Below are 21,869 nucleotides of genomic sequence, written 5' to 3' on the forward strand. Positions count from 1 at the left end.
AGCGCGTGAACAGATTATCGCCTCAGGCGGCGAGGCGTCAAACTCTCTGCACGTGTCCCTATGCCTGCGCGCGCCGCTGCGCATGGGCGGCAAGGCGCACGGGCGCGTTCGCCGCGCCGTATCCTTCGTAGCCGCCACGGCGTTCCACGATCTCGAGGAAAAAGCGTTCGTTGAATTGCTCCGTGTAAACGTGTAGAAACTCTCCGCCATCGGGATCGCGATCATAAAGAATGCCGCCTTCGCACATGCGCTCGATCTGCGTATCGTCGAATCCAAAACGGGCTTGCAGGTCGTCGTAGTAGTTGCGCGGAATGCGCAGCAACGGCACGCCTTGCGTACGCAACGCAGCGACGGTCGCAAAGATATCGCGGGTCGCGAACGCGACGTGATTGAGCCCCGAGCCGTGGTACTTTGAGAGCGATTCAACCACCGATGTATGCCGGTCTGCCGACGCATTCAGCACGATCCGCACAGACCCGTCGCGACTGCGCAACGACCGGCTTCTGACAAGGCCGTACGGGTCCGGCAAGAGCACGGAAACTTCTGCATCAAAACCGAAGGTAGCCTTGAAGTACAGCACCCACGTGTCGAGCGTATCGGCGGGGAGGTTCAGGCAAACGTGGTCGATACACCGCAGCGGACCCGCACCGCTCTTGCTTTCGATATTGCCGAGATTGAAATCGGTTTCGTAAAGCGTGGGTTCGCCGGGCGCTTCATCGACAAAATATTGCAGGCTTCCATCCGGCGCCTGCACGCTCGGCACCACGCGTTCGTTCGGCCCCACCCTGCCTGAAAACGGGACGAAGCCGAATGCCGCTGCGCGCTCGAAGGCTTGCGCAGCATTGTCGACCCGATATGCCGATGCACACACCGACAACCCATGCGCCTCATGAAAATCGCTCGCAAACGAGTTGGCCTCTTCGTTGAGCAGAATGCTCGCGTCGCCCTGCACGTAGAGCGTCACCTGCTTCGACCGGTGCCGCCCCGCTGCGCGAAATCCCATGCGTTCGAGCCATTGTGCGAGCGTTGGGCCGCTGTTTGCATCGACGGCGAATTCGAGAAACTGGAAGCCTGCGTGCGCAGGCGCGGCCGGCGGATGGAACAACGTCTCCTTCGATGCCCCCGCGCATTGCTCCTCGAGAAAGAGCAGCGAACGATAACCATCGACAGCAGTTGCCGCATTGGGCGCGGCACGAAAGCCGTCGTTGAAGATTTCAAGCGACAACGGTCCCGCGTAACCCGATGCCAGCACTGCACGCGTGAAGGCCGTCACATCCAGATCGCCTTGCCCGGGAAAACAGCGGTAATGGCGGCTCCATTCGAGCACGTCCATGGCCATTCTGGGGGAATCGGCGATCTGCACGAACGTGATGCGATCGGCGGGGATGCTGGCGATTTCATCGAGCGAATCGCCTATGGACAGCGTATGGAAGCTATCGAGAATCAGGCCGAGGTTGGCGTGATCGAGCGTATTGACCAGGCGCCATGCGTGCTTGTAGGAGTTGACATGCCGGCCCCACGCGAGCGCTTCGTAACCTGCGATCACGCCTTCGGCGCGCGCAAGGTCGGCGAACTTTCCGAGCTGATCGATGATCAGCGCATCGTCGCGGATCGTATCTGGTGATGCATTGCTGCAGACCAGAATGCGATCCGTGCCCAGTTGATGCATCAGGTCGAACTTGCGGCGGGCGCGTTCGAGGTTGCGCGCGAGTTTGTCGGCGCTGACGCCTTCGAAGTCGCGGAACGGCTGGTACAGCATGATCCTGAGTCCGAGATCGGCGCAGATGCGTTTGACGTCAGCGGGAGAACCGTCGAAGTAAAGGAGATCGTTTTCGAAGATTTCGACACCGTCGAAGCTGGCTGCGCTGATGGCTTTCAACTTTTCGATGAGCGTACCGCTGATGGATACTGTGGCGATGGATCTTTGCACGGAAGTCTCGGTGTGGTTGTTCGGGCGGTTTTTTATGCTGGCGCTTGAGTCGCGGGGTTCGGTACAGTGGGCGGGGGTGATGCCGGGTTGTTGCTTCTTACGCTACCGCGCGGTCTGTTCTAGCTGATTTTTTTAGCACTATTAGCCACTGTCCGTGGCGGGACTTCATTTCTTTTTCCAACGGCGAAAAAGAAACGAAGCAAAGAAAACGCCTTCCAACCGCTAATTCTTAAGTGTCCCGAGCGTGCAGTGACAACTGTTTGGTACTTCACAAGAACGCTCGACGCCATAACCACCAACACTTGAAACCCTCCCCCTCCGTCAACAGATACCCACACGCTTCGCCACCAGTAACTGTGGCAGTCAATACGGAAACCTGGCCCGAGTAAACAACGGGTTGAGCACATGACGGCGCTACAGCATCCTGAACTTGCCGAGACTTCGCCGCCGGTAATCCCGGGCAAGTACGGGCACAACAGAACCAGTACAGCAACCTCTTCGTTTGGGCGCCAGCGCGCGCAGCGCGGAAGCCTAATTAGCGGATTCCTACACTGGTGGCGAAGCGTGTGGGTATCCGTGTTCGGAGGGGGAGGGTTTCAAGTGTTCGTGATTGCGGCGTCGAGCGTTCTTCTGAAGTACCAAACAGTTGTACGTGCACGCTTGGGACACTTATGAGCCCTCGGTGGAGAGGCGTTTTCTTTGCTTCGTTTCTTTTTCGCCGTTGGAAAAAGAAATGAAGTCCCGCCACGGACAGTGGCTAAAAGTGCTAAAAAAATCAGCCAAAACAAACCGCGCGGTAGTCTAAATAGCAGCAACCCGGCATCAACCCCGCACCACCTCTTCCACACACAACCCTGACGCCAATCACGATCACGCAAGCCCCTAAACCTCAGGTCTTTTTCATCTTCGCGGCAACGACCACCGACAGTGCACATCCAATGGCGAGATACGCCGCCACCGGGTGCCACGAACCCCCGGCGAAACTCACCAGCGCCACCGCGATGAACGGCGTAAACCCTCCGCCCACCACACTAGCCACCTGGTACCCCACGCCCGCGCCGCTATAACGATATTCAGTGCCGAATAGCTCCGTGAACATCGGCTGCTGGACGCTCACGACCATGTCATGCGCAATGTTCGCCAGCATCACCGAGAAGACCACGATCCAGACGGTCGAGCGTGCATCGAGCGCAAGGAAGAACGGCACCGCGCTCAACATGCCGATCACCGCGCCAATGATGTAGATGCGCCGGCGCCCGAAGCGGTCGGCGAGTATTGCAAAACACGGAATGGTGAGAATGCTGACGGCGCCCACCAGCAACCCGATGTTCAGGAAAAACTGCCGGGGCATGCCGAGGTTGCTCGTGGAATAACTTAGCGCGAATGCAGTGACGATATACATCGTGAAAAGCTCGGCAAGACGCAGCGCAATGATCAGCAGGAACGCTTTCGGGTGCTGGCGCAGCGCTTCGAAGATCGGCAGGCGTTTGGCCTTTTGTCCCTTTTCGATGACCTTGTGCACAAACTCCTGCGACTCCTCCATGCTCGATCGAACCCACAACCCGATCAGCACCAGCACGACACTGAACACGAACGGAATGCGCCAGCCCCAGCTCTTGAAAGTGGCATCGTCCATGGTCTGGCTGAGAATGGAGACAATCCCCGTCGCGAGAATCAGGCCAACGCCATAACCCACTTGCACGCCGCTGCTATAGAACGCCTTCTTTTTGCTCGGCGCACTTTCCACGGCCATCAATGCTGCCCCGCCCCATTCGCCGCCCACGGCAAAACCTTGAATCGCACGCAACGTGATCAGCATCACCGGCGCCCACCAGCCGACGGACGCGAACGTAGGCAACAAACCGATCATCGCCGTCGACAAACCCATCATCATCACGGTCAGCACAAGCATGCGCTTGCGGCCCAGCCTGTCGCCGTAGTGCCCGAACACGAAGCCGCCCAGCGGCCGGAACAGGAAGCCCACGCCGAAGGTGCCGAACGCTGCGAGCGTGCCCATGGCCGGGCTCACTTTCGGAAAGAACTCGGTGTTGAACACGATCGCCGCGATGATCCCGTAGAGCAGGAAGTCATACCAGTCGACCACAGCGCCCACGAAACTGCCGAGTGCCGCCTTGCGGGCGCGGCTTTTATCGAGGTCCACACTCGCGACGCCGACAGGCTGGATTGCGATAGTCATTGCGTTGTCTCTGATATGTATTGGTTTGACTGTCCGATGTTTTTTTCATGCCGCTCGCGTAAGCGAGTCGATCGGTTCAGGAGTGGATGAAGCATAGGATGGCGTCTTTTGCAGGGCAACGGTTTCTATAGGTGTGAACGCGATTATCGAACGAGAATGTGCGATCAGCGATTGTTTATCGGGTTAGCACTAAGGCCTGGAACGGCGTCCGCGAGGCACGCCATCCGGATTCTGCATTATGAATGCGTGAAACATCAACGCGCTCATGTGAGCGATAATCGCCCGTACGCCATCACTGATCGCACGGATTTAGGATTAATGCTTATGACCAAACGACCGCCTCTCGACAAACGCGACTGGATCGCGGGGCTCGAAAAAGGTCTTGCAATACTCGAGGCTTTCGACAGCGACCATGCACGCATGACCCCGACGCAGGCCGCGGCTCGCACGGGAATGACGCGCACGGCCGCGCGCCGGCATCTGCTCACACTGGAGCATCTCGGCTATGTGGAAAGCGACGGCAAGCTCTTTGGCCTCACCCCGCGCGTGCTGCGAGTCGGTTGGTCGTACTTCGATTCCGCGCGCTTGCCCAAGCTCGTTCAGCCCTATCTGCAACAACTCAGCGCGACGCTCAACGAGTCGGTCTACATGAGCGTGCTCGATGAATGGGAGCTTGTGTTCATCGCGCGCAACGGCACCTCGCGTGTGATGACAACGGGCTTCGTGCTCGGTGCGCGAGTGCCGGCGCCGCTGACATCGCCGGGTGTGGTGCTGCTCGCCTACAAACCCGATGAAGACGCGGTGCACGAGTGGCTCAACACCACGTCGCTCGCGCCGTTCACGCCCCATACGCTAACCAACAAGGTGCGGCTGCAGGAGAAGATCCGGCAGGCGCGCGCCGATGGATTTGCGGTCATCGAACAGCAGTTGCAGGTTGGTGTGCGCGGGATTGCGGTGCCGGTGAAGGACCGGCATGGCGAAGTCGTCGCGGCGCTCAGCACCAACATGCCGATAGGACGCGAAACCACCGAAGCCGCCGTCAACCGCGTGGTGCATCACCTGCAAGAGACCGCGCTCGCCATGCTGAACGTTGTTTGATGTGGTCTGAGCGAGCCCCGACATCATGAATCTCCGGCACTTGCATGCGTTTGTCGTCCTTGCGGAAGAACTCAACTTCAGCCGCGCGGCCGAGCGATTACACGTCGCGCAGCCCGCGCTCAGCCAGCAGATCCGCGCGCTTGAAGAACGGCTCGGCACACAGCTCGTGGATCGTGGCAGCCGTCCGTTGCGGCTGACCGAAGCGGGAAGTTATCTGTGCATCGAGGCACGGCAGATCCTTGCATCGTTCGATCAGGTCGCGCTCGGCACACGTGAAATCGGACTCGGCTTGCGCGGATGGCTCGGCATAGGGTTCACGCGTTCATCGATGTATAGCGTGCTGCCTCCCGCGCTCAAGGCGTTTCATCGCGCGTATCCGAACGTCGAGCTGAAACTGTTCGAGATGCTCACCGAAGAACAGACCGACGCCCTGCATGAAACGCGGATTCACGTCGCCATCGGGCGGCAGGTACAGGCCATTGCGGGCTGCACCACGCTGCCGCTTCTGCACGAGCGGGTCGCGGTCGTGCTCTCACCGGACCATCCGCTTGCGGGCAAGAAATTGGTGCGCATCACGCAACTTGCCAATACCCCGCTCGTGCTCTACCCGAAGCATTCAAACGGACTATATTCGCGCTTTGTGGAGTCGCTTTATCGCAATGCCGGCGTGACGCCGCATGTCGCGCATCAGGCTTACGAGATCCAGACGGCGATTGCACTGGTTGCGGCCGGGCTGGGCGTGACGTTCGTGGGTGAATCGGTTGCACGGCACGGTCGTTCCGATGTCGTCTACCTTCGCCTCGATGCACCGTTGGCGTCGCAGACGACGACGCTTTCAGCGAGCTTTCGAAGCGACGATACATCGTCTCATCTCCAAGCCTTTCTGAAGTGCCTCGCGCCCGTACTATAAGCAAATCATTATAAAAAGATAAAAACACGGTCTTGGACGCGCGGCGCCCGGGTTCGTAATATCACTTCCATCAGTCAGGCATCCCGTGCAATGCACGATCTTGCCGCAGCTCGCTGTCCCGCACGCCAACACATTCCGGACTTGATCGAAGCAACGCGGGCACCGCCCTGTGCGTATGCGTCCGTCCGCAAAAAAGCGATTCACCTATACGACACCCGGTCCACGGGCGCTAATAAAGACAGGAGACGTTGATGATCGACCCGATCGAAAGCTCGACCATGCGCAAGGTGTACGGCCGCCTCATGCCGTTGCTCTTCGCAATGATGTTCTTCAACTATCTGGACCGGATCAACATCGGTTTCGCCGCGCTCGACATGAACAAGCAACTCGGCTTCAGCCCGGCCGTGTTCGGTTTCGCAGGCAGCATCTTTTTCTTCGGCTACATGCTGCTCGAGGTGCCGAGCAACATGCTGCTGCATCGTCTGGGCGCGCGGCTCTGGATCGCACGGATCCTGCTGACATGGGGCGCGGTCGCAGCCGCTACCGCTTTTGTTTTCAGCGAATCCAGCTTCTATGTGCTGCGTTTCCTGCTAGGCGTGATGGAAGCGGGCTTTCTGCCCGGTGTTGCGGTCTATCTGACGAAGTGGTTCCCGGTACGCTACCGGGCGCGGGCAGTGGGCGGCTACATCATCGCGGGATCGTTTTCGGCGGTGCTCGGCGGACCTATCTCGACTGCGCTGATGACCTACGCGAACGGACCACTCGGCTTGCAAGGTTGGCAATGGATGTTCATCCTCGAAGGCGTCCCCGCCATGCTGCTCGGCTTGCTGACCCTGCGGCTGATGACAGAACGTCCGACCGAAGCAGCCTGGCTCACGCCTGAACAAAAACACTGGCTCGAATCCACGCTCGCGAGAGAGCGCGAAGCGCTCGGCGCCGATAAACACTTCCCCATGCTGCGCGTTGCGAGCGATATCCGCGTCTGGAGCCTTGCGTGTCTCTTCGGCTGCGCGCTCGTGGGTATCTATGGCCTCTTCCTGTGGTTGCCGCAGATCGTGAAAAGCCTGGGTCACCTGAGCAACCTGGAAGTTGGATTTCTTTCAGCCGTGCCGCCGCTTCTCGGTGTGGTCGGGACGCTCGTGATCAGCCGCAGTTCCGATAGAACCGGCGACCGCAAGAAGCATCTCGCCTTCGTGTATGGAATGAGCGCGCTTGCAATTGCAGGCAGCGCCTACGCGCCGAATCCGGTGATTGCCTATGCGCTGCTTTGCGTGACCGGCCTCTTCATCTATGCAGGCAATCCGCTGTTCTGGAGCCTTGCTTCGTCATTCAGAACGGGCGCCGCGGGCGCGGCGACCATCGCGCTGATCAACACCATCGCGCAATTCGGCGGACTGGTCGGACCGTGGAGCATCGGCCTCGTGCGCAGCGCGACGGGCAACTTCAAGCTGGCGCTCCTGACGATCGCAGCGTTTCTTGTCGTGGCGACTGTCATTGCGCTGGTGATGCGCGTGAAGCCCTCTGAAGACGAACTCGAAGCGATGCCTGCCGGCGATACCCCTGCGGGACATCTTCATTAAGCCTTGATCTGGAACCCAGCGATGATTATCGATTGTCACGGCCACTACACGACGTCTCCACCCGAACACGAGGCATGGCGTGCTGCGCAAATCGCCGCGCTGAAGGACGGCCTGCCGGCTCCTGCGCGTCCGGTCATCACGGACGACCAGATCCGCGAGAGCATTGAAGGCGGACAGTTGCGCATCCAGCGCGAGCGCGGCACCGATCTCACGATCTTCTCGCCGCGCGCAGCCGGCATGGGCCATCACCTTGCCGGCGCCGATGCCAATACACATTGGTCGCAAGAAAGTAACGACCTGATTCACCGCGTGTGTGCGCTTTTTCCGCGCAACTTCGTGGGTGTATGTCAGTTGCCGCAGGCGCCGGGGGTGGCGCCTGCGAATTGCATTCCCGAATTGCGCCGATGTGTGGAAGAGCTTGGTTTCATAGGTTGCAATCTGAATCCCGATCCATCGGGCGGCCACTGGACCGGACTGCCGCTGACCGACCGTTCGTGGTATCCGCTTTATGAAGCCATGGTCGAGCTGGACGTGCCCGCGATGATCCACGTTTCGTCGTCGTGCAATGCGAATTTTCATGCAACCGGCGCGCACTATATCAATGGCGATACGTCCGCATTCATGCAATTGCTGACCGCGGACCTGTTCGCCGATTTCCCGACTTTGCGCTTCATCATCCCGCATGGCGGCGGCGCTGTTCCCTATCACTGGGGACGCTACCGCGGGCTCGCGCAAGACATGAAAAGGCCTTTGCTCAAGGACTATCTGCTCAAGAACGTGTTCTTCGATACCTGCGTATATCACCAGCCCGGCACCGACTTGCTGGCAAAAGTGATACCTGTAGAAAACATTTTGTTTGCATCGGAGACAATCGGCGCGGTCCAGGGCATCGATCCCGAGACAGGCCATTATTACGACGATACCCGTCGTTATATCGACGCCATCGAATGGCTCACCGACGCCGACCGCCAGCGCATCTTTGAAGACAACGCGCGCGCCGTTTATCCGCGCCTTTCGAATCAGATCACCCGCCAGTTTTCCTGAAGGAGAAGCAATCATGAATCAACCTGGATGGCGCCGGAATGCATCCGCGCCGCAAGCGAGTCCCGAAGTGCTTGAGACGTTGCGCGGCCTTGCCGTATCGCTGTTAAGCGACAACATGGCGCGTGCGAGCGGCACGATAGGACTTCTGCCCTATCACAAGCCCAAGCCTATGGCCGGAACGGCCGTAACCGTCCACACCCGTCCGGGCGATAACCTCGCGATTCATCGCGCGTTCGATTTTTGCCGCCCCGGTGATGTCCTCGTGATCGATGGCGGCGGCGAACTCACGCAGGCGCTCATGGGCGAGATCATGGCGACGTATGCTGAAAGCCTCGGTGTGCAGGGTCTCGTAATCGATGGCGCCATTCGCGACGTCGGGGCGCTGAGCGCACACGATTTTCCGGTCTATGCACGCGGTGCGACCCATCGCGGACCGTATAAAAACGGCCCTGGCGAGGTCAATGTGCCGGTGACCGTCGGCGGCATGGTGGTGCATCCGGGCGATATCATCGTTGGCGATGCGGACGGTGTGCTTGCAATTTCCCCCGACGATGTAATGACGGTCATCGAAGGCGCGAAGCGTCAGGCGGACAAGGAAGCCGCTGCGCTGCGCTCCATCGCCGAGGGACATTTCGATCGCGACTGGATCGAGGCACAGGAGAAAAAGATGATGGCTGTCTAAAACGATGCGCGGCGCCGCTTGAACGATTCGATGAACAGCGCGTTATCGGCGGCGCTGCCTATGGATACACGCATGCAGGTCTCGTAGCCCGCTTCGCGCCAAGGCTTGACGATCACGCCATCGGCAAGCATGCGCGCGGCAAGCGCGGCAGCGTCTTCACCGCAGTCGAAAAAGAGAAAGTTGGCAAGCGAGCGCGCCGGACTGATGCCGAGCGCTTCGAGCGCAGCACGCATTTGCGTTCGCCCTGCACGCGTGTCTTCGACGCTCGCGGCAACATGAGCCTGATCCGCGAACGCAACGGCCGCGGCTTCCTGCGCAATCTGATTGATGTTGAAGGGCGTGCGAACGCGGTCCATCAAGCCGGCGAGTTCGGGCGCCGAAGCCACGCCATAACCCACGCGCAAACCAGCGAGCCCGTAAGCCTTGGAGAACGTGCGCAGCAACAGCCACGGCAAACCGGATTCGCGCAGTATCGCGAGGCTGTCGGGATAACCGTGTTCGCCGGCGGCGTATTCGAAATAGGCTTCGTCCCACAAAACCAGCGTATTCGGCGATACCGCGCTCAACAGCCTCCGCATCTCATTCGCGTTCATCGCGCAACCGACCGGATTGCTCGGATTACTGATTATCACCATCCGCGTTCGCGGAGAGATTGCCGCGATCAACGCATCGACATCGAATTCCAGATCGGCGCGCATGGGCACAGTGATCACCTTCGCGCCAGCGCTCTGCGGATAAATGATATGCAAGCCAAACGACGGAACCACGGTGACCACTTCATCGCCGGCGCCAAGAAACGTATGCGCTGCAATCGCAAGCAAGTCTTCCGAGCCGTTTCCGAACAGCAACTGCTCAGGAGCGACGTTCAGCTTTTCAGCGATCATCGTGCGCAAGACGCTGCATGATGGATCGGGATAGAGCGAAAGTGAAGCGGCGGTCGTCCACCGCGCCAGATGCGCCAGGACGGCCGCACTGGCCCCGCGCGGATTTTCATTGCTGCCGAGTTTGGCAACATGCGTCACGCCATATTGCGCACGCACGAGATCGCTCGATAAACCCGCGTTATAGGCCGGCAGGTTGCGCACTTCGGCACGCATGCCGTCGATAAATCCGGTAGTGCTCATCAAATACCTTCCGCAGGCAATACCTTGCCCGGATTGAGGATGCCGTGCGGGTCGAGCGCATGCTTGATCGCACGCATGCACGCAAGTTCGGCCGGACTGCGCGAATAACCGAGGAATGGCCGCTTGAGCAAGCCAATCCCGTGCTCCGCGGATATCGATCCCTTGTAATCGCGAACCATGCCGTAGAGCGCGTGATCGACCTCTTCCACCGTCACGCCGGGTATCGATCGCGCATCGAGCGTGACATGCAGGTTCGAGTCGCCTATATGCCCGAAATAGAACCCGCGATGCGTCGGCCAGCGTGCGCCAAAGTCCTTTCGGCATGCATCGACAAAATGACCGATCGCGCCTATCGGCAAGCTCACGTCGAAGTTGATCGGCTCCAGTTTTACCGGCAATTCCGCGGTCGCTTCGCGGATCGCCCAAAGCGCTTGCGTCTCGGATTGCGATTGCGCAATGACCGCGTTGAGCACAACGCCCGCCTCGAGTTGCGCATTGAGCGCAGCGGCGAACCGCTCGCCGTGGTCATCGGAGAAACCGGCTTGTTCGATCAGCGCATACACCGGATACGCTTCGCCCAGCGGCGATTGCTTCGATTGCGTCAGCGATACACCGAAGTCGTAAAACTCCGGCCACATGATTTCGAATGCGCCGATTTCATCGCCAAAAGTGGATTGCAGCGACCGCAGCAACGCAACCGCGCCGTCATAATCATTCAGCGCGCAAAGCGCTGTGCTGCGTGCCGCCCGACGCGGCTTCAGCTTCAACACTGCACGCGTGATGATGCCAAGCGTTCCCTCCGATCCAATGAACAGATTGCGCAGGTCGTAACCCGTATTGTTCTTGACCATCTTGTTCATGGAACTGAGCACGGAGCCATCGGCGAGCACGACTTCGAGTCCAAGTACCTGTTCTCTCGCCGTGCCGGATTGCAGCACGCGAATACCGCCGGCGTTCGTGGCGAGATTGCCGCCGATCTGACACGAGCCGCGCGCACCGAGATCCAGTGCGAATTCGAAGCCGGCCGCCTGCGCAGCTTCCTGAACGGCCTGTAACGTGGTGCCGGCGAGTACGGTCATGATCGCGGCCGCTTCGTCGAGTTCTTCGATGCCGACAAGACGTTCCATCGAAATGCAAACATCGCCGCCTGTGGGAATCGAGCCGCCGGCGAGACCTGTCATACCGCCTTGCGGCACGACACTTTGATGCGCTTCATTGCAAAGCCGCAAGACGGTCGCGACTTCATCGACCGAACGCGGCAGCACGACCGTTAGCGGCGGCACCGGCGAACGTCCGCTCCAGTCGCCAAGATAGCGCGGCTCGATCGCGTCGCCAGTGCGCACCGATGCCGGACCCAGTGTATCGATCAACTTTTGTACTATCTGGTTCATTCCGTGTTCAGCCATTCGCGCGTTTCTTTCTGTAACCCATCGAGTCATTGATGCGGCCGAGTATGTAGTCGCCGGCCGCGACCGGGTCATACAGTGGCGGTGTATCGCTCAAGCCGAGATCGCGGGGATCGACACGGGCGCCGTAAGTCGGATCGTAGAAGGTCGCGATTGAATAACGCTCTTGTCCCGAACTGTTGATCACGCGATGCAGCGTCGAACGAAAGCGATCGTTCGACCAGCGCGCGAGCAGATCGCCGACGTTCACCACGAGCGTGCCGGGAATGGGCGGCGCGTCGATCCAGCTATCGGTCGCCAGCTCCTTCACTTGCAGGCCGCCCACGTTGTCCTGCCACAAAAGCGTGATGCATCCGTAATCGGTATGCGGCGCGACGCCGAACTGATCGGCGTCGGATTTGGGCGCTTGCGGCGGGTAATAAACCATCTGCGTGCGCTGCATGCGCTTGGTGTATTTATCGGTGAAAAACGCTTCGTCTATATCCAGGCTCACCGCGACCGCGCGCAGCAAATCCGCGCCGCATGCACCAATCGTTTCGTAATAACCATACAACGCCGGTCTCAGCGACGGCATGAAGTCCGGCCAGTTGTTCGGACCGCGCAATGCTTCGCCCGCGAGGACGCTGGGATCGTCCTCAGCCAGTTCCAGACCAATGCTGAAGAACTCTTTGTAATCAGGCTTGGTCGCCTGATACATGACGGCATCGCCAAGCGCGTTAAAGCCGCGGTGCCGATGATTGACCGCCACGCGACGCTTCACTTCCGGCGCATGCGCGAAAAATTCGCGCGCACCTTTAATGGCGCCGTCGAGCACATCGGCAGGCACGCCGTGATTGCTCACGTAGAAGAATCCGATGCTCGTGCAGGCGTCGCGGATTGCCGCAGCGGCGTCGCGCAAGCCGGCAGGTTCATGCGCGCGAACGGCCGCCAAATCGACGACAGGAATGTGGGAAGCCGATCTCATCCGTGACTCCAGAGATTTGAATACCGTCTGCTCATAGCCGCGAAAGCACATCAAGGTCGCGGCCACATCGTCTGTATATACCGCCAATTACGGGAGCGCAACCCGGCGTTTGTTCGAACTTGAATAGGGTTTCGCACAAGCCCGACACTGACCCTCAAGAAGTATTTTTGACACGGTTGGCACCGCGAATTGACGGTATATACTGAATTGCGCCATCTGAATTTTATCGCTTCTGCCAACCCAACACCCGTCTAACCGCTTTGCTCACCTGCGCAAACTCCATGAGGCCAGGTGCTCTTAAATCAGGGGAGTTCAACAATGAATGTGTTCTCGAAGTGGAAGGGTCGTTTGCTCGTGGCCGCGTTGGTCGCGACAGCGGTTTCGGTTTCGGCTCACGCGGAAGACCAGTTGGCGAAGGTCAAGAAGGCGGGTGAACTGGTCGTCGGAACTGAAATGCAGTTTGCGCCGTTCGACTTCCTGGAAAACGGCCAGCAACAGGGCTTCAATAAAGACTTCTTTGCTGAACTCGCGAAGGAAATGGGCGTGAAGGTTCGCTCGATCGACTTGCCCTGGCCGAGCGTGCTGCCAGGTCTGGAAGCCGGCAAGTTCGACATTGTCAGCGGTCCCGTGACCATCACCAAAGCGCGCATGGAACGCTACGAATTCATGCTGCCGATTGCGGATGGCACGGTTGCATTGCTCAAGCGCGCGAACGACACGAGCATCAAGACGAACGCCGATGTCGCGGGCAAAGCCGTTGGCGGCGGCAAGGGTTCGGCGCAACTCGACCAGCTGAAGCAGTACGTCGCGACGTTGCCGGGCAAAACGAACGTTCGGGAATACATCGACAATAACCAGGCCTATGCCGACCTTGCTGCCGGCCGGATCGTCGCCGTGGGTAACTCGCTACCGAACATTGCCTACGTGGCGCGTCAGCGTCCGGATACCTTTGCCGTGGTGCAGCCGCCGTTCGGAACGAAGGTGTTCTTCGCCTACCTCGGCCGCAAGGACCCGGACAGCAAACCGCTTATCGATGCAATCAACAAAGCGATCATCAAGATGCATGGCGACGGCCGTCTCGCAGCACTGCAGAAGAAGTGGTTCGGCGTAACCATGGATACGCCGACAACCATGCCAACGCCTAATTATTGATCCAGGAGCCGATGGCGCCGTGGCGCCTTCGAATCCCCTGCCGGACAGCACATGTTCAGCCTTCATGCATTGTTGGACGCCCTGCCGCTACTCATCAAGGCCGCGCAAGCCACGGTCCTGATTTCGCTTGTCGGGCTGGTGGTGGGCTTTGTCGTTGCGATCGCCGTGTGCAGCGCGAGGCTTTCGAAGAATGTTTTCATCTCGAAGCTCGGCGGTGCGTACGTCGGATTCTTCCGCGGCGTGCCGCTGCTCGTGCAGCTTCTGCTGACCTACTATTTTTTGCCATTCATCGGTATCAATGTGCCGCCGCTCGTCGCCGCTGCCGCAGCGGTGTCCTTGTGCGAGGCGGCTTATCTCGCCGAGATTCTGCGTGGCGGGTTCATCGGGATTCCGCATGGGCAACTCGAAGCCGCGCAGTTGCTCGGGCTGTCGCGCATGCATGCCGTGCTGCGCATCCAGGTGCCTCAGGCATTGCGCACGACACTGCCGTCGCTCGTCAATGAAATGGTGATGCTCGTGAAGGCCTCGTCGCTGATCTCGGTCGTCGGCGTCGCCGATATCACGCGCACCGCACAGAATATTGCAGCGAGCACATACCGGCCGCTTGAAGCGTATGTCGCGGCCGGGCTCGTGTATCTCGTGATCAACGGCGCCTTGTCGCTCGCCGGGCATCGCGCGGAACGCCGGCTCGCGCAGGCATAGGCATAGACAACGCCATGGCCCTTCACTTCGACCCATCGGTCCTTACCGATTCCCTCCCTGCCCTCGCCGAAGGTTTCGCCACGACCATCGCCGTGTGGATAGGCGGCGTGCTGATCGGCATGGCGATAGGATTCGCCATCGCGTTGCTGCAGATTTTTTGCGGCAAGTGGGTGCGCGGTTTTTTGCGCGCGTATATAGAGGTCTTTCGCGGCACGCCGTTTCTCGTGCAGCTATTCGTGCTGTATTACGGCGGCCCATCGTTCGGGTTATCCCTTGAACCGTTGACGGCGGGTATCGTTGGATTGGGCCTGTATGGCAGCGCCTATTTTGCGGAAGCGTTCCGCTCGGGTTTTACGTCGGTGCCGCGCGGTCACATGGAGGCGGCGCAATGTCTCGGCTTCACGCGGCTGCAAGTCATCATGCGCGTACAGTTGCCGCAGATGCTCGTGATCATCCTGCCGGCGCTGACGAATCTGATCATCGTGCTGAGCAAGGAGACCGCGGTGTTGTCGGTCGTTACCGTACCGGAACTGACGTTCGTGCTGACGGGTATCGGCTCCGAAAAATTTGCCTTTGTCGAAACGTTGCTCGCGTTGTGCGTATGTTATCTCGTGCTGGTGGAAGTGGCTTCGCGCGCCGGGCAATGGGTCGAATTGCGTGTCGGCCGTTTCCTGACCCGATGAACGCATTAAAAACGCCGACCTCATTGTGAGTGCTGAATCATGAAGAAACCGATTATCGGCAACACGCCGGCGCAGGCTGAATATCTCGTCGATGCCCGGCATGTCGGCAAGCATTTCGGCACGCTCAAGGTACTCGACGACGTTTCGCTCGCTGTGCGCAAGTCGGAGGTGACGTGCATCATCGGGCCGTCTGGTTCGGGCAAAAGCACCCTGCTGCGATCACTCGCGTTCCTCGAGGAATACAGCGAAGGCGAGATTTACATCGAAGGCGAATTGCTGGGTTATGTGACGGAGCGCAACGGCAAACGCGTGCGCGCACGCCAAGCCGAGATCAATCGTGTGCGCCGTAACGTCGGCATGGTGTTCCAGCAATTCAATTTGTGGCCGCACATGACGGCCATGGAAAATGTCGCCGAAGCGCTGGTGCGCGTGCGCAAACTTCCGAAGGCGGAAGCGCATAAACGCGCGCTCGCCATGCTCGACAAAGTCGGCCTCGCCGATCGTGCGAACAACCATCCCGCGCGTCTTTCCGGCGGTCAGCAGCAACGCGTTGCGATCGCACGCGCGCTCGCCATGGAACCGCACATCATGCTCTTCGACGAACCCACGTCCGCGCTCGATCCGGAGCTCGTTGGCGAGGTGCTTCAGGTCATGAAGAACCTGGCGAACGACGGCATGACGATGGTCATCGTCACTCACGAAATGGGTTTTGCAGCGCAGGTTGCGGATACGGTCATGTTTATAGATCATGGCAAGATTGCCGCGCAGGGCTCGCCCGAGGACGTGTTTCACAACGCCCAGCAGCCACGCCTTCGACAGTTTCTGCAAAACTATCTCGACAGGAACGCGTTCTGGACGCGTCGTGAGGACCCCGCTGCCGGCACCATGCCGGTCGCGACAGAATCCAGCAGGATGTAAAAACATGAATACAAACGGGCTTTCGAACCCAGCATCTGCAGCGCAGGAAACAGCCGTGCCACTCGCGCGCTATGAGCGCGTGAAGGAACATATCCGCACGCGCATTCTCTCGGGGGAATGGCGGCCGGGCGACCGCATTCCGTCGGAGATGACGCTGGTCGGCGAGCTGGGCGTATCGCGCATGACGATCAACCGCGCGTTGCGCGAGCTAACGGAACAAGGGGTATTGACGCGTTTTTCGGGCGTGGGGACGTTCATTGCGGAAGAGAAGCCGCAGTCCACGTTGCTGATGATCGCGCATATAGGCGACGAGATTCGTGCCAGAGGTCACGAGTACGGTTATTCGATCATGCTTGCCGTGCGTGAGGCGGCCGCAAGCGATGTGTCCGCCGCGCTAGGTCTGGCGCCTGGTGCGTCCGTGTTTCATGTGGTGTGCGTGCATCGTGAGAACGGGGTGCCGGTGCAACTCGAAGACCGGTATGTGAATCCGGAAGTCGCACCGCATTTTCTGGAGCAGGATTTCTCGACGGTGCGTCCTTCGGAGTATTTGTACAACACGGTGCCCGCACATGAAGTCGAGCACGTGGTCGATGCCGAACTGCCCTCCCGCGCCGATGCCCGCTTGCTCGAGATAGGACCCGATCAGCCGTGCCTGACGCTGGTGCGCCGGACGTGGGCAAATAATGTTGCGGTGACGTTCGCGCGCTTCGTGCATCCAGGTACACGATACAGATTGGGATGCCGCTTCAGTAGCGACAACCTACAGCGGCAGAGCTGAGAACGACCCGGCCGCCGTAGGCTTGAAAACGACTTAAACCGTGCCGTGCGACGCGAATTGCAGCGGGCAGAATCCGGCAATCTTGCCGCTTCTCACCTGCTTCGCCACCGCCACGATATCCGGCGCGAAGTAATGATCGAGCTCGTAATGCTCGACATCGGCGCGGATGGATTGCATGACCGGCTGCAAACGCGGACTCGTCAGATGCGGCGCGCGCAAGTCCACGCCCTGCGCCGCCGCGAGCAATTCGATCGCGAGGATATGGGTCACGTTCTCGGCAATATCGCCCAGCTTGCGCGCGGCGAACGTCGCCATGGACACGTGATCTTCCTGATTCGCCGACGTCGGCAGCGAGTCCACCGATGCCGGATGCGCGTAGGTCTTGTTCTCCGATGCAAGCGCGGCCGCCGTTACATGCGCGATCATGAAGCCCGAGTTCACACCGCCATCGCGAACGAGGAAAGGCGGCAAGCCGGAGAGCGTGGCATCGATCAGTAGCGCAATGCGGCGTTCCGCCAATGCGCCGATTTCCGCCGCGGCAATCGCGAGGTTATCGGCGGCAAACGCGACGGGTTCCGCATGAAAGTTGCCGCCCGAAAGCACTTCGCCCGTGTCCGGGAAAATCAGCGGATTGTCCGATACGGCGTTCGCTTCGATCAGCAACACGTTGCCTGCATGACGGATCTGGTCGAGACACGCGCCCATGACCTGCGGCTGGCATCGAAGGCTGTACGGGTCCTGGACCTTGTCGCAATCCTGATGCGACAGGTTGATGCCCGAGCCTTCCAGCAACGTGCGATATGCAGCGGCTGCATCGATCTGCCCCTGGTGGCCGCGCAACGCGTGAATGCGGGCGTCGAAGGGAACGACGGAACCCTCGGCGGCATCCACCGACAGCGAGCCCGACACCAGACCCGTCCGGTAGAGGTCTTCGATCGCGAACATGTTGTATAACGCGAGCGCTGCCGATGCCTGCGTGCCGTTCAAAAGCGCGAGCCCTTCCTTGGCTTGCAGGGTCAGCGGTTCGAGGCCGACGGACTTGAGTCCATCGATGGCAGGCGCCAGCTTTCCGTCGAGGAACACTTCGCCGATACCCATCAGCACGCCCGACATATGCGCGAGCGGCGCAAGGTCGCCCGATGCGCCAACCGACCCCTTGACCGGAATGACGGGCAGCACGTCTGCGTTGAACAGCGTGATCATGGCGTCCATCACCTTGCGGCGAATGCCGGAATGACCACGCCCCAGGCTCGACAGTTTCAGCGCCATCAACAAACGGACGACGGGCGGCGACATTGGCTCACCGACACCGACCGCGTGCGACAAAACCAGATTGCGCTGCAGGAGTTCGAGCTGGTCTGCGGGAATATGCGTGTTCGCGAGGCGGCCAAAACCCGTGTTGATGCCGTAGGCCGGCAGACCTTTCGCGGCGATGTCCTCGACGGCTTTTGCACTGGCATCGATAGCCGCGTGGCTTGCCGGGTCGAGTTCGAGCTCCACACGTTCGCGTGCGATCTGGCGCAGTTGCGGGAGGGTCAGTTTGCCGGGGGTGAGCTTCATCATCGGTGTTGTCCTTAAGCGTCAGGCTTGCGCGTTTGCATGCGGGCTATCTTGTCTATACAAGAGCATAACCGCGAGTCTAGGACAACAAAATCGGTATATACAAGTATTTTATGACTCAGGACGAACGAAAACCGACGCCGTACCGGCCCCGCAGCCAGCAACAGCGGGGACTACCGCATGAAACTGCTGAAATCCAAGCGATCGTCGAATTTTGAACCGCAATGCCGATCCGGTCCATTCCGCATCCCGAAAAACCTCTGTCTATACCGCGTCCCGGAAGACATCCGAGATCACGGTCTCGAGCTGCGCGACGCAATAAATGAACGTGCGGCACATGAGCCGCGCGTTAGTCGACACGCAGGTTGCGGGTGCTGTTCGAGCGAGATAAAGCTGCCGCGTTCGGCCGAGGCACAGGCGGCCGCTCAGCGGCCGGCCGGCCGTGGATGATCAGTCACTAGCCGTGCACGACATCGCGTGTCAGATGCCCGCTTTGTGCGCCGCGAATATGAGCCGCAAACCGAGCGCGGCAACGGCCGTTGCAGCAATCCGGTCAACCCATTTCTTCGCGCGCAGATAAACCTCGCGCGGACGGCGGCTGGAGAAACCCAATGCTACGACGGTGTACCAGCCCGCCTCGATGCCGAACAGCAAAGGCGGCAGCACGAAATAACACCAGAGTGGCGGATGTTGCGGCAACAGGGCAGCAAAGATACTGCCGTACCAGATCGCGGTCTTCGGGTTGCTGAGTTGCGTATTCAGGCCCATCCAGAACGATTTCCGAAGATTGCGGGCTTGTGCGGAGCGCGTTTGGTCGACGGATATGGGACTCGATGCACCCCGCCAGATATTGAACGCAATGTAGATCAGGTAGATGCCACCGGCAATTTTTAACGTGACATAGAGCCATGCGACGGCGGACAGCAGCGTGTACAAACCCGCCAGCGCGATGCCGCTGAAGAACACACCGCCTACGCCCATGCCGAGTGCGGTTGCGAGTCCATCGGCGCGGGACAGGCCAATTGCATTGCGCGCGACCAGCACGAAGCTGGGACCGGGGCTCATGGCGCCCATCAGGATCGCGGCGAGGATGGCCAGGACAGCGGCTGAGGCAGTCATCGGAAAGCTCCTTTGTGTGACAGCGAAGCGGTTGGAGGCTTGAAAAATAACACGGTACGGCTTAAGTGGCTCCTTTTCCCCGGCCAGAAGAAATCAGGTCTCGGCTGGTGTCACGCACATCTGCCATGCGGCAAGCAACTCCGCCTGCTTGCTCAACCAGCGCTTGGGCATGCCTGCGATCCCCATTGATCGGTCCTGCTTGCGTACTCGCCCATGAACCAGAAATGGCGGACTGGTCGAAGGCACGTGAATATCCATCAGTGAAGCGCCGTACCATTCAACGTGACTTTCGTGACCGCGCTCGATTGCAAGCTCCACTTCGCGACAATCGCTGCGTACGTACCGTTCGCAATCAACGTATTGAGCGCACCGAGCACGGCATCGCGCAATTTTGGATTCGACTTGGCGAACGCAATGCCTTCAGGCGATGTCGCGAACGGCTCGCCGATAGGTTTGTACGTGTTCGGTTCAAGCTTCATTGCGTAAGGCAAGGTCTCGCTGCCCTGCACGCCCGCTGCAATGCGTCCTTGCTTGAGTTGCATGCGCGCGGATGAGGTATCTTCGGTTCCCGCGACGGTGATCGCACCCTTGCCCGCGCCTTCGCAGTTTTTCGCGCTCCACGCGGCGGTATCGGCGGGAAACGATGTGCTGCGGCTCGTACCGACCGGCTTGCCGCACAGGTCCGGCGCCTGTTTGATCTCATGCGCCCGCGACGCAAGGATATAAAACTGCGCGCCCGAATTCAGGTAGTCCAGAAAATCCGCGGTATCGCGACGACCGGGTACATCGCTCAGGCCGCTCAGGATCATATCGACACGACCCGTCGCCAGCGATGGCAACAACTGTTCAAACGCCGATTCCTGCCAGTCGAACTTCACGCCGAGTTGCTTGGCAATCGCGTTGCCCAGGTCGATATCGAAACCAACCAGATCCCCGCTTTCCGGATCCTTGTATTCCATCGGCGGATAGATGGAGTTCACCGCAACCTTGATCACCTTCGACTTTGCGAATGCGTCGGGCAAGGCCTGCGCGTGCGCGCCGCTCGCGAACAGAAACGTCGAGAGGCACAAGGCCATCAGGCTGGAAACGGCACGCATCGGGTTCGGCTTGTTCATGAAAGACACACCTTATGAAGGGCTTGTGAAGTTGCGAAGGATCGTTACGAAATCTCGGAGATCGGGGCCTAACGTACTGCAGGTCGTGCATCCGCATCGCCGCCGAGCCATTGCGTCAGAGTCCGGACATCGGCGAGAGTGTCCAGATCGAGCAGCGCCGTTTCAAGCGCATCGACTGATGCTTCTGGAATCGTCATACCGGCCAGCGCGCGGAATTTCGCAACCAGAGCCGCGTCCGAAACCGGATTGCGCGGATCGCCGAGCGGTATGTCGACGCGTCGCGAGCGAGGATCGGCACGGGACATCGCAAGGGTGATCACGGGTTCGTCGAGATCCGACATGGCAGGATCGATCTCGAGCGTGATGCGTTGCATGGCCGCCGCGATACGCGGGTCGTGACGTTGTGCGTCGAGGTATGCGCCTATGCCAGCGTGGCCGTTCACGAGCACCGTGGCGATGGCGTACGGCAAGCTCATTTGCGCCGATGCAAGCGTGTTGAGATCGCGTCCGCCGCACATCTGGTTCACGAACGCGCTCAGGCTGACATGCACCCCGGTCAGCTTGTCCAGGTCCGCAGCGCGTCCTTGCAGGAGTTCAAGCGTGGCGTCGATCGCCGCATGCGTACTCCGGCATGCGGCGTGTGGCTTGATCGAACAGCGCATCAGTTTCCATACCACGCCGATGTCCGCGAGCAATGCCTCGGGCTGCTGTGTTTCACGCGCGAAGGCATTGAAGAAACCGCCCCATACGTCTTCGAAGATTTGTGTCGGACCACTGACGAGCGCGAGGCGGCGCACGATCCCTCGATCCGGCGTTTTCTGATCGATGAAAATGGCTTGCACCTGAGCGACGGGTTCGTCGGCACGACCACGCTTTTATCAGCGCGTGGCACGATTCCGCCGACCTT

Annotated in this window: 19 protein-coding genes; 10 read left to right on the forward strand and 9 right to left on the reverse strand. The window is 59.7% G+C overall.

The window, feature by feature from the left end; translation table 11 throughout:
* Positions 1–58 precede the first annotated feature (58 nt).
* Both ACRXB1_RS03135 and shiA read right to left on the reverse strand, forming a co-directional pair.
* Complete coding sequence (locus ACRXB1_RS03135; protein WP_449491060.1) at positions 59–1,930, reverse strand: bifunctional sugar phosphate isomerase/epimerase/4-hydroxyphenylpyruvate dioxygenase family protein; 1,872 nt, start codon at positions 1,928–1,930, stop codon at positions 59–61.
* Between the two features lie 889 nt (positions 1,931–2,819).
* The gene (gene shiA, locus ACRXB1_RS03140; RefSeq protein ID WP_449491061.1) at positions 2,820–4,127 is read right to left on the reverse strand and encodes a shikimate transporter; all 1,308 of its coding nucleotides are present in this window, start codon (positions 4,125–4,127) and stop codon (positions 2,820–2,822) included.
* Positions 4,128–4,451: 324 nt separating this feature from the next.
* Here shiA and ACRXB1_RS03145 point away from each other — a divergent pair, with 324 nt between their 5' ends.
* The 5 genes from ACRXB1_RS03145 to ACRXB1_RS03165 all read left to right on the forward strand — a co-directional run bounded on the left by ACRXB1_RS03145 (position 4,452) and on the right by ACRXB1_RS03165 (position 9,441).
* Positions 4,452–5,225 (forward strand): IclR family transcriptional regulator domain-containing protein, encoded by a 774-nt coding sequence (locus ACRXB1_RS03145; protein WP_062000849.1) that lies wholly within the window; start codon positions 4,452–4,454, stop codon positions 5,223–5,225.
* Between the two features lie 25 nt (positions 5,226–5,250).
* Positions 5,251–6,135, forward strand: a complete 885-nt coding sequence (locus ACRXB1_RS03150; protein WP_449491062.1) for a LysR family transcriptional regulator — start codon at positions 5,251–5,253, stop codon at positions 6,133–6,135.
* A gap of 251 nt (positions 6,136–6,386) precedes the next feature.
* The gene (locus ACRXB1_RS03155) at positions 6,387–7,715 is read left to right on the forward strand and encodes an MFS transporter (protein ID WP_449491063.1); all 1,329 of its coding nucleotides are present in this window, start codon (positions 6,387–6,389) and stop codon (positions 7,713–7,715) included.
* Between the two features lie 21 nt (positions 7,716–7,736).
* The gene (locus tag ACRXB1_RS03160; RefSeq protein ID WP_449491064.1) at positions 7,737–8,759 is read left to right on the forward strand and encodes an amidohydrolase family protein; all 1,023 of its coding nucleotides are present in this window, start codon (positions 7,737–7,739) and stop codon (positions 8,757–8,759) included.
* A gap of 13 nt (positions 8,760–8,772) precedes the next feature.
* Complete coding sequence (locus tag ACRXB1_RS03165; RefSeq protein ID WP_062169955.1) at positions 8,773–9,441, forward strand: RraA family protein; 669 nt, start codon at positions 8,773–8,775, stop codon at positions 9,439–9,441.
* Here the strand turns inward: ACRXB1_RS03165 and hisC are convergent.
* Genes hisC through ACRXB1_RS03180 form a run of 3 tightly spaced genes read right to left on the reverse strand, consistent with a single transcriptional unit; the run spans position 9,438 to position 12,935 of the window.
* The gene (gene hisC, locus ACRXB1_RS03170) at positions 9,438–10,565 is read right to left on the reverse strand and encodes a histidinol-phosphate transaminase (RefSeq protein WP_449491065.1); all 1,128 of its coding nucleotides are present in this window, start codon (positions 10,563–10,565) and stop codon (positions 9,438–9,440) included. The genes ACRXB1_RS03165 and hisC overlap by 4 nt on opposite strands.
* Positions 10,565–11,956, reverse strand: coding sequence for an FAD-binding oxidoreductase (locus ACRXB1_RS03175; RefSeq protein WP_449491066.1), 1,392 nt, complete (start codon positions 11,954–11,956; stop codon positions 10,565–10,567). The genes hisC and ACRXB1_RS03175 overlap by 1 nt, the downstream gene beginning before the upstream one ends.
* A gap of 7 nt (positions 11,957–11,963) precedes the next feature.
* Complete coding sequence (locus ACRXB1_RS03180) at positions 11,964–12,935, reverse strand: isopenicillin N synthase family dioxygenase (RefSeq protein ID WP_449491067.1); 972 nt, start codon at positions 12,933–12,935, stop codon at positions 11,964–11,966.
* Between the two features lie 318 nt (positions 12,936–13,253).
* On the opposite strand from ACRXB1_RS03180, the gene ACRXB1_RS03185 reads away from it, so the two are divergent.
* The 5 genes from ACRXB1_RS03185 to hutC are packed head-to-tail and all read left to right on the forward strand — an operon-like array spanning position 13,254 to position 17,168.
* Positions 13,254–14,087 (forward strand): transporter substrate-binding domain-containing protein, encoded by an 834-nt coding sequence (locus tag ACRXB1_RS03185; RefSeq protein WP_061999427.1) that lies wholly within the window; start codon positions 13,254–13,256, stop codon positions 14,085–14,087.
* Between the two features lie 51 nt (positions 14,088–14,138).
* Positions 14,139–14,789: an amino acid ABC transporter permease gene (locus ACRXB1_RS03190; RefSeq protein ID WP_075359485.1), complete on the forward strand. Its 651-nt coding sequence runs from the start codon at positions 14,139–14,141 to the stop codon at positions 14,787–14,789.
* A 14-nt stretch (positions 14,790–14,803) separates the two neighbouring features.
* The gene (locus tag ACRXB1_RS03195) at positions 14,804–15,472 is read left to right on the forward strand and encodes an amino acid ABC transporter permease (RefSeq protein ID WP_062169957.1); all 669 of its coding nucleotides are present in this window, start codon (positions 14,804–14,806) and stop codon (positions 15,470–15,472) included.
* A 39-nt stretch (positions 15,473–15,511) separates the two neighbouring features.
* Complete coding sequence (locus ACRXB1_RS03200) at positions 15,512–16,390, forward strand: amino acid ABC transporter ATP-binding protein (RefSeq protein ID WP_449491068.1); 879 nt, start codon at positions 15,512–15,514, stop codon at positions 16,388–16,390.
* A gap of 4 nt (positions 16,391–16,394) precedes the next feature.
* The gene (hutC, locus tag ACRXB1_RS03205) at positions 16,395–17,168 is read left to right on the forward strand and encodes a histidine utilization repressor (protein WP_061999431.1); all 774 of its coding nucleotides are present in this window, start codon (positions 16,395–16,397) and stop codon (positions 17,166–17,168) included.
* Positions 17,169–17,201: 33 nt separating this feature from the next.
* Here hutC and hutH read toward each other — a convergent pair whose 3' ends face one another.
* The 4 genes from hutH to ACRXB1_RS03225 form a co-directional block, all read right to left on the reverse strand.
* Positions 17,202–18,731: a histidine ammonia-lyase gene (hutH, locus tag ACRXB1_RS03210; RefSeq protein ID WP_449491069.1), complete on the reverse strand. Its 1,530-nt coding sequence runs from the start codon at positions 18,729–18,731 to the stop codon at positions 17,202–17,204.
* Positions 18,732–19,208: 477 nt separating this feature from the next.
* Positions 19,209–19,847, reverse strand: a complete 639-nt coding sequence (locus tag ACRXB1_RS03215) for a LysE family translocator (RefSeq protein ID WP_449491070.1) — start codon at positions 19,845–19,847, stop codon at positions 19,209–19,211.
* A 257-nt stretch (positions 19,848–20,104) separates the two neighbouring features.
* Entirely contained in the window at positions 20,105–20,962 is an 858-nt protein-coding gene (locus ACRXB1_RS03220) for an ABC transporter substrate-binding protein (protein WP_449491071.1), read from the reverse strand.
* 68 nt (positions 20,963–21,030) lie between these two features.
* The gene (locus ACRXB1_RS03225) at positions 21,031–21,804 is read right to left on the reverse strand and encodes a hypothetical protein (RefSeq protein WP_449491072.1); all 774 of its coding nucleotides are present in this window, start codon (positions 21,802–21,804) and stop codon (positions 21,031–21,033) included.
* Positions 21,805–21,869 lie beyond the last annotated feature (65 nt).

Source organism: Caballeronia sp. M23-90 (assembly GCF_053574605.1).

Bases quoted from the DNA above. Each gene is read 5' to 3' on its own strand.
- shiA (WP_449491061.1), bottom strand. From the start codon at position 4,127: ATGACTATCGCAATCCAGCCTGTCGGCGTCGCGAGTGTGGACCTCGAT.
- ACRXB1_RS03145 (WP_062000849.1), top strand. From the start codon at position 4,452: ATGACCAAACGACCGCCTCTCGACAAACGCGACTGGATCGCGGGGCTC.
- ACRXB1_RS03150 (WP_449491062.1), top strand. From the start codon at position 5,251: ATGAATCTCCGGCACTTGCATGCGTTTGTCGTCCTTGCGGAAGAACTC.
- ACRXB1_RS03155 (WP_449491063.1), top strand. From the start codon at position 6,387: ATGATCGACCCGATCGAAAGCTCGACCATGCGCAAGGTGTACGGCCGC.
- ACRXB1_RS03160 (WP_449491064.1), top strand. From the start codon at position 7,737: ATGATTATCGATTGTCACGGCCACTACACGACGTCTCCACCCGAACAC.
- ACRXB1_RS03165 (WP_062169955.1), top strand. From the start codon at position 8,773: ATGAATCAACCTGGATGGCGCCGGAATGCATCCGCGCCGCAAGCGAGT.
- hisC (WP_449491065.1), bottom strand. From the start codon at position 10,565: ATGAGCACTACCGGATTTATCGACGGCATGCGTGCCGAAGTGCGCAAC.
- ACRXB1_RS03175 (WP_449491066.1), bottom strand. From the start codon at position 11,956: ATGAACCAGATAGTACAAAAGTTGATCGATACACTGGGTCCGGCATCG.
- ACRXB1_RS03180 (WP_449491067.1), bottom strand. From the start codon at position 12,935: ATGAGATCGGCTTCCCACATTCCTGTCGTCGATTTGGCGGCCGTTCGC.
- ACRXB1_RS03185 (WP_061999427.1), top strand. From the start codon at position 13,254: ATGAATGTGTTCTCGAAGTGGAAGGGTCGTTTGCTCGTGGCCGCGTTG.
- ACRXB1_RS03190 (WP_075359485.1), top strand. From the start codon at position 14,139: ATGTTCAGCCTTCATGCATTGTTGGACGCCCTGCCGCTACTCATCAAG.
- ACRXB1_RS03195 (WP_062169957.1), top strand. From the start codon at position 14,804: ATGGCCCTTCACTTCGACCCATCGGTCCTTACCGATTCCCTCCCTGCC.
- ACRXB1_RS03200 (WP_449491068.1), top strand. From the start codon at position 15,512: ATGAAGAAACCGATTATCGGCAACACGCCGGCGCAGGCTGAATATCTC.
- hutC (WP_061999431.1), top strand. From the start codon at position 16,395: ATGAATACAAACGGGCTTTCGAACCCAGCATCTGCAGCGCAGGAAACA.
- hutH (WP_449491069.1), bottom strand. From the start codon at position 18,731: ATGATGAAGCTCACCCCCGGCAAACTGACCCTCCCGCAACTGCGCCAG.
- ACRXB1_RS03215 (WP_449491070.1), bottom strand. From the start codon at position 19,847: ATGACTGCCTCAGCCGCTGTCCTGGCCATCCTCGCCGCGATCCTGATG.
- ACRXB1_RS03220 (WP_449491071.1), bottom strand. From the start codon at position 20,962: ATGAACAAGCCGAACCCGATGCGTGCCGTTTCCAGCCTGATGGCCTTG.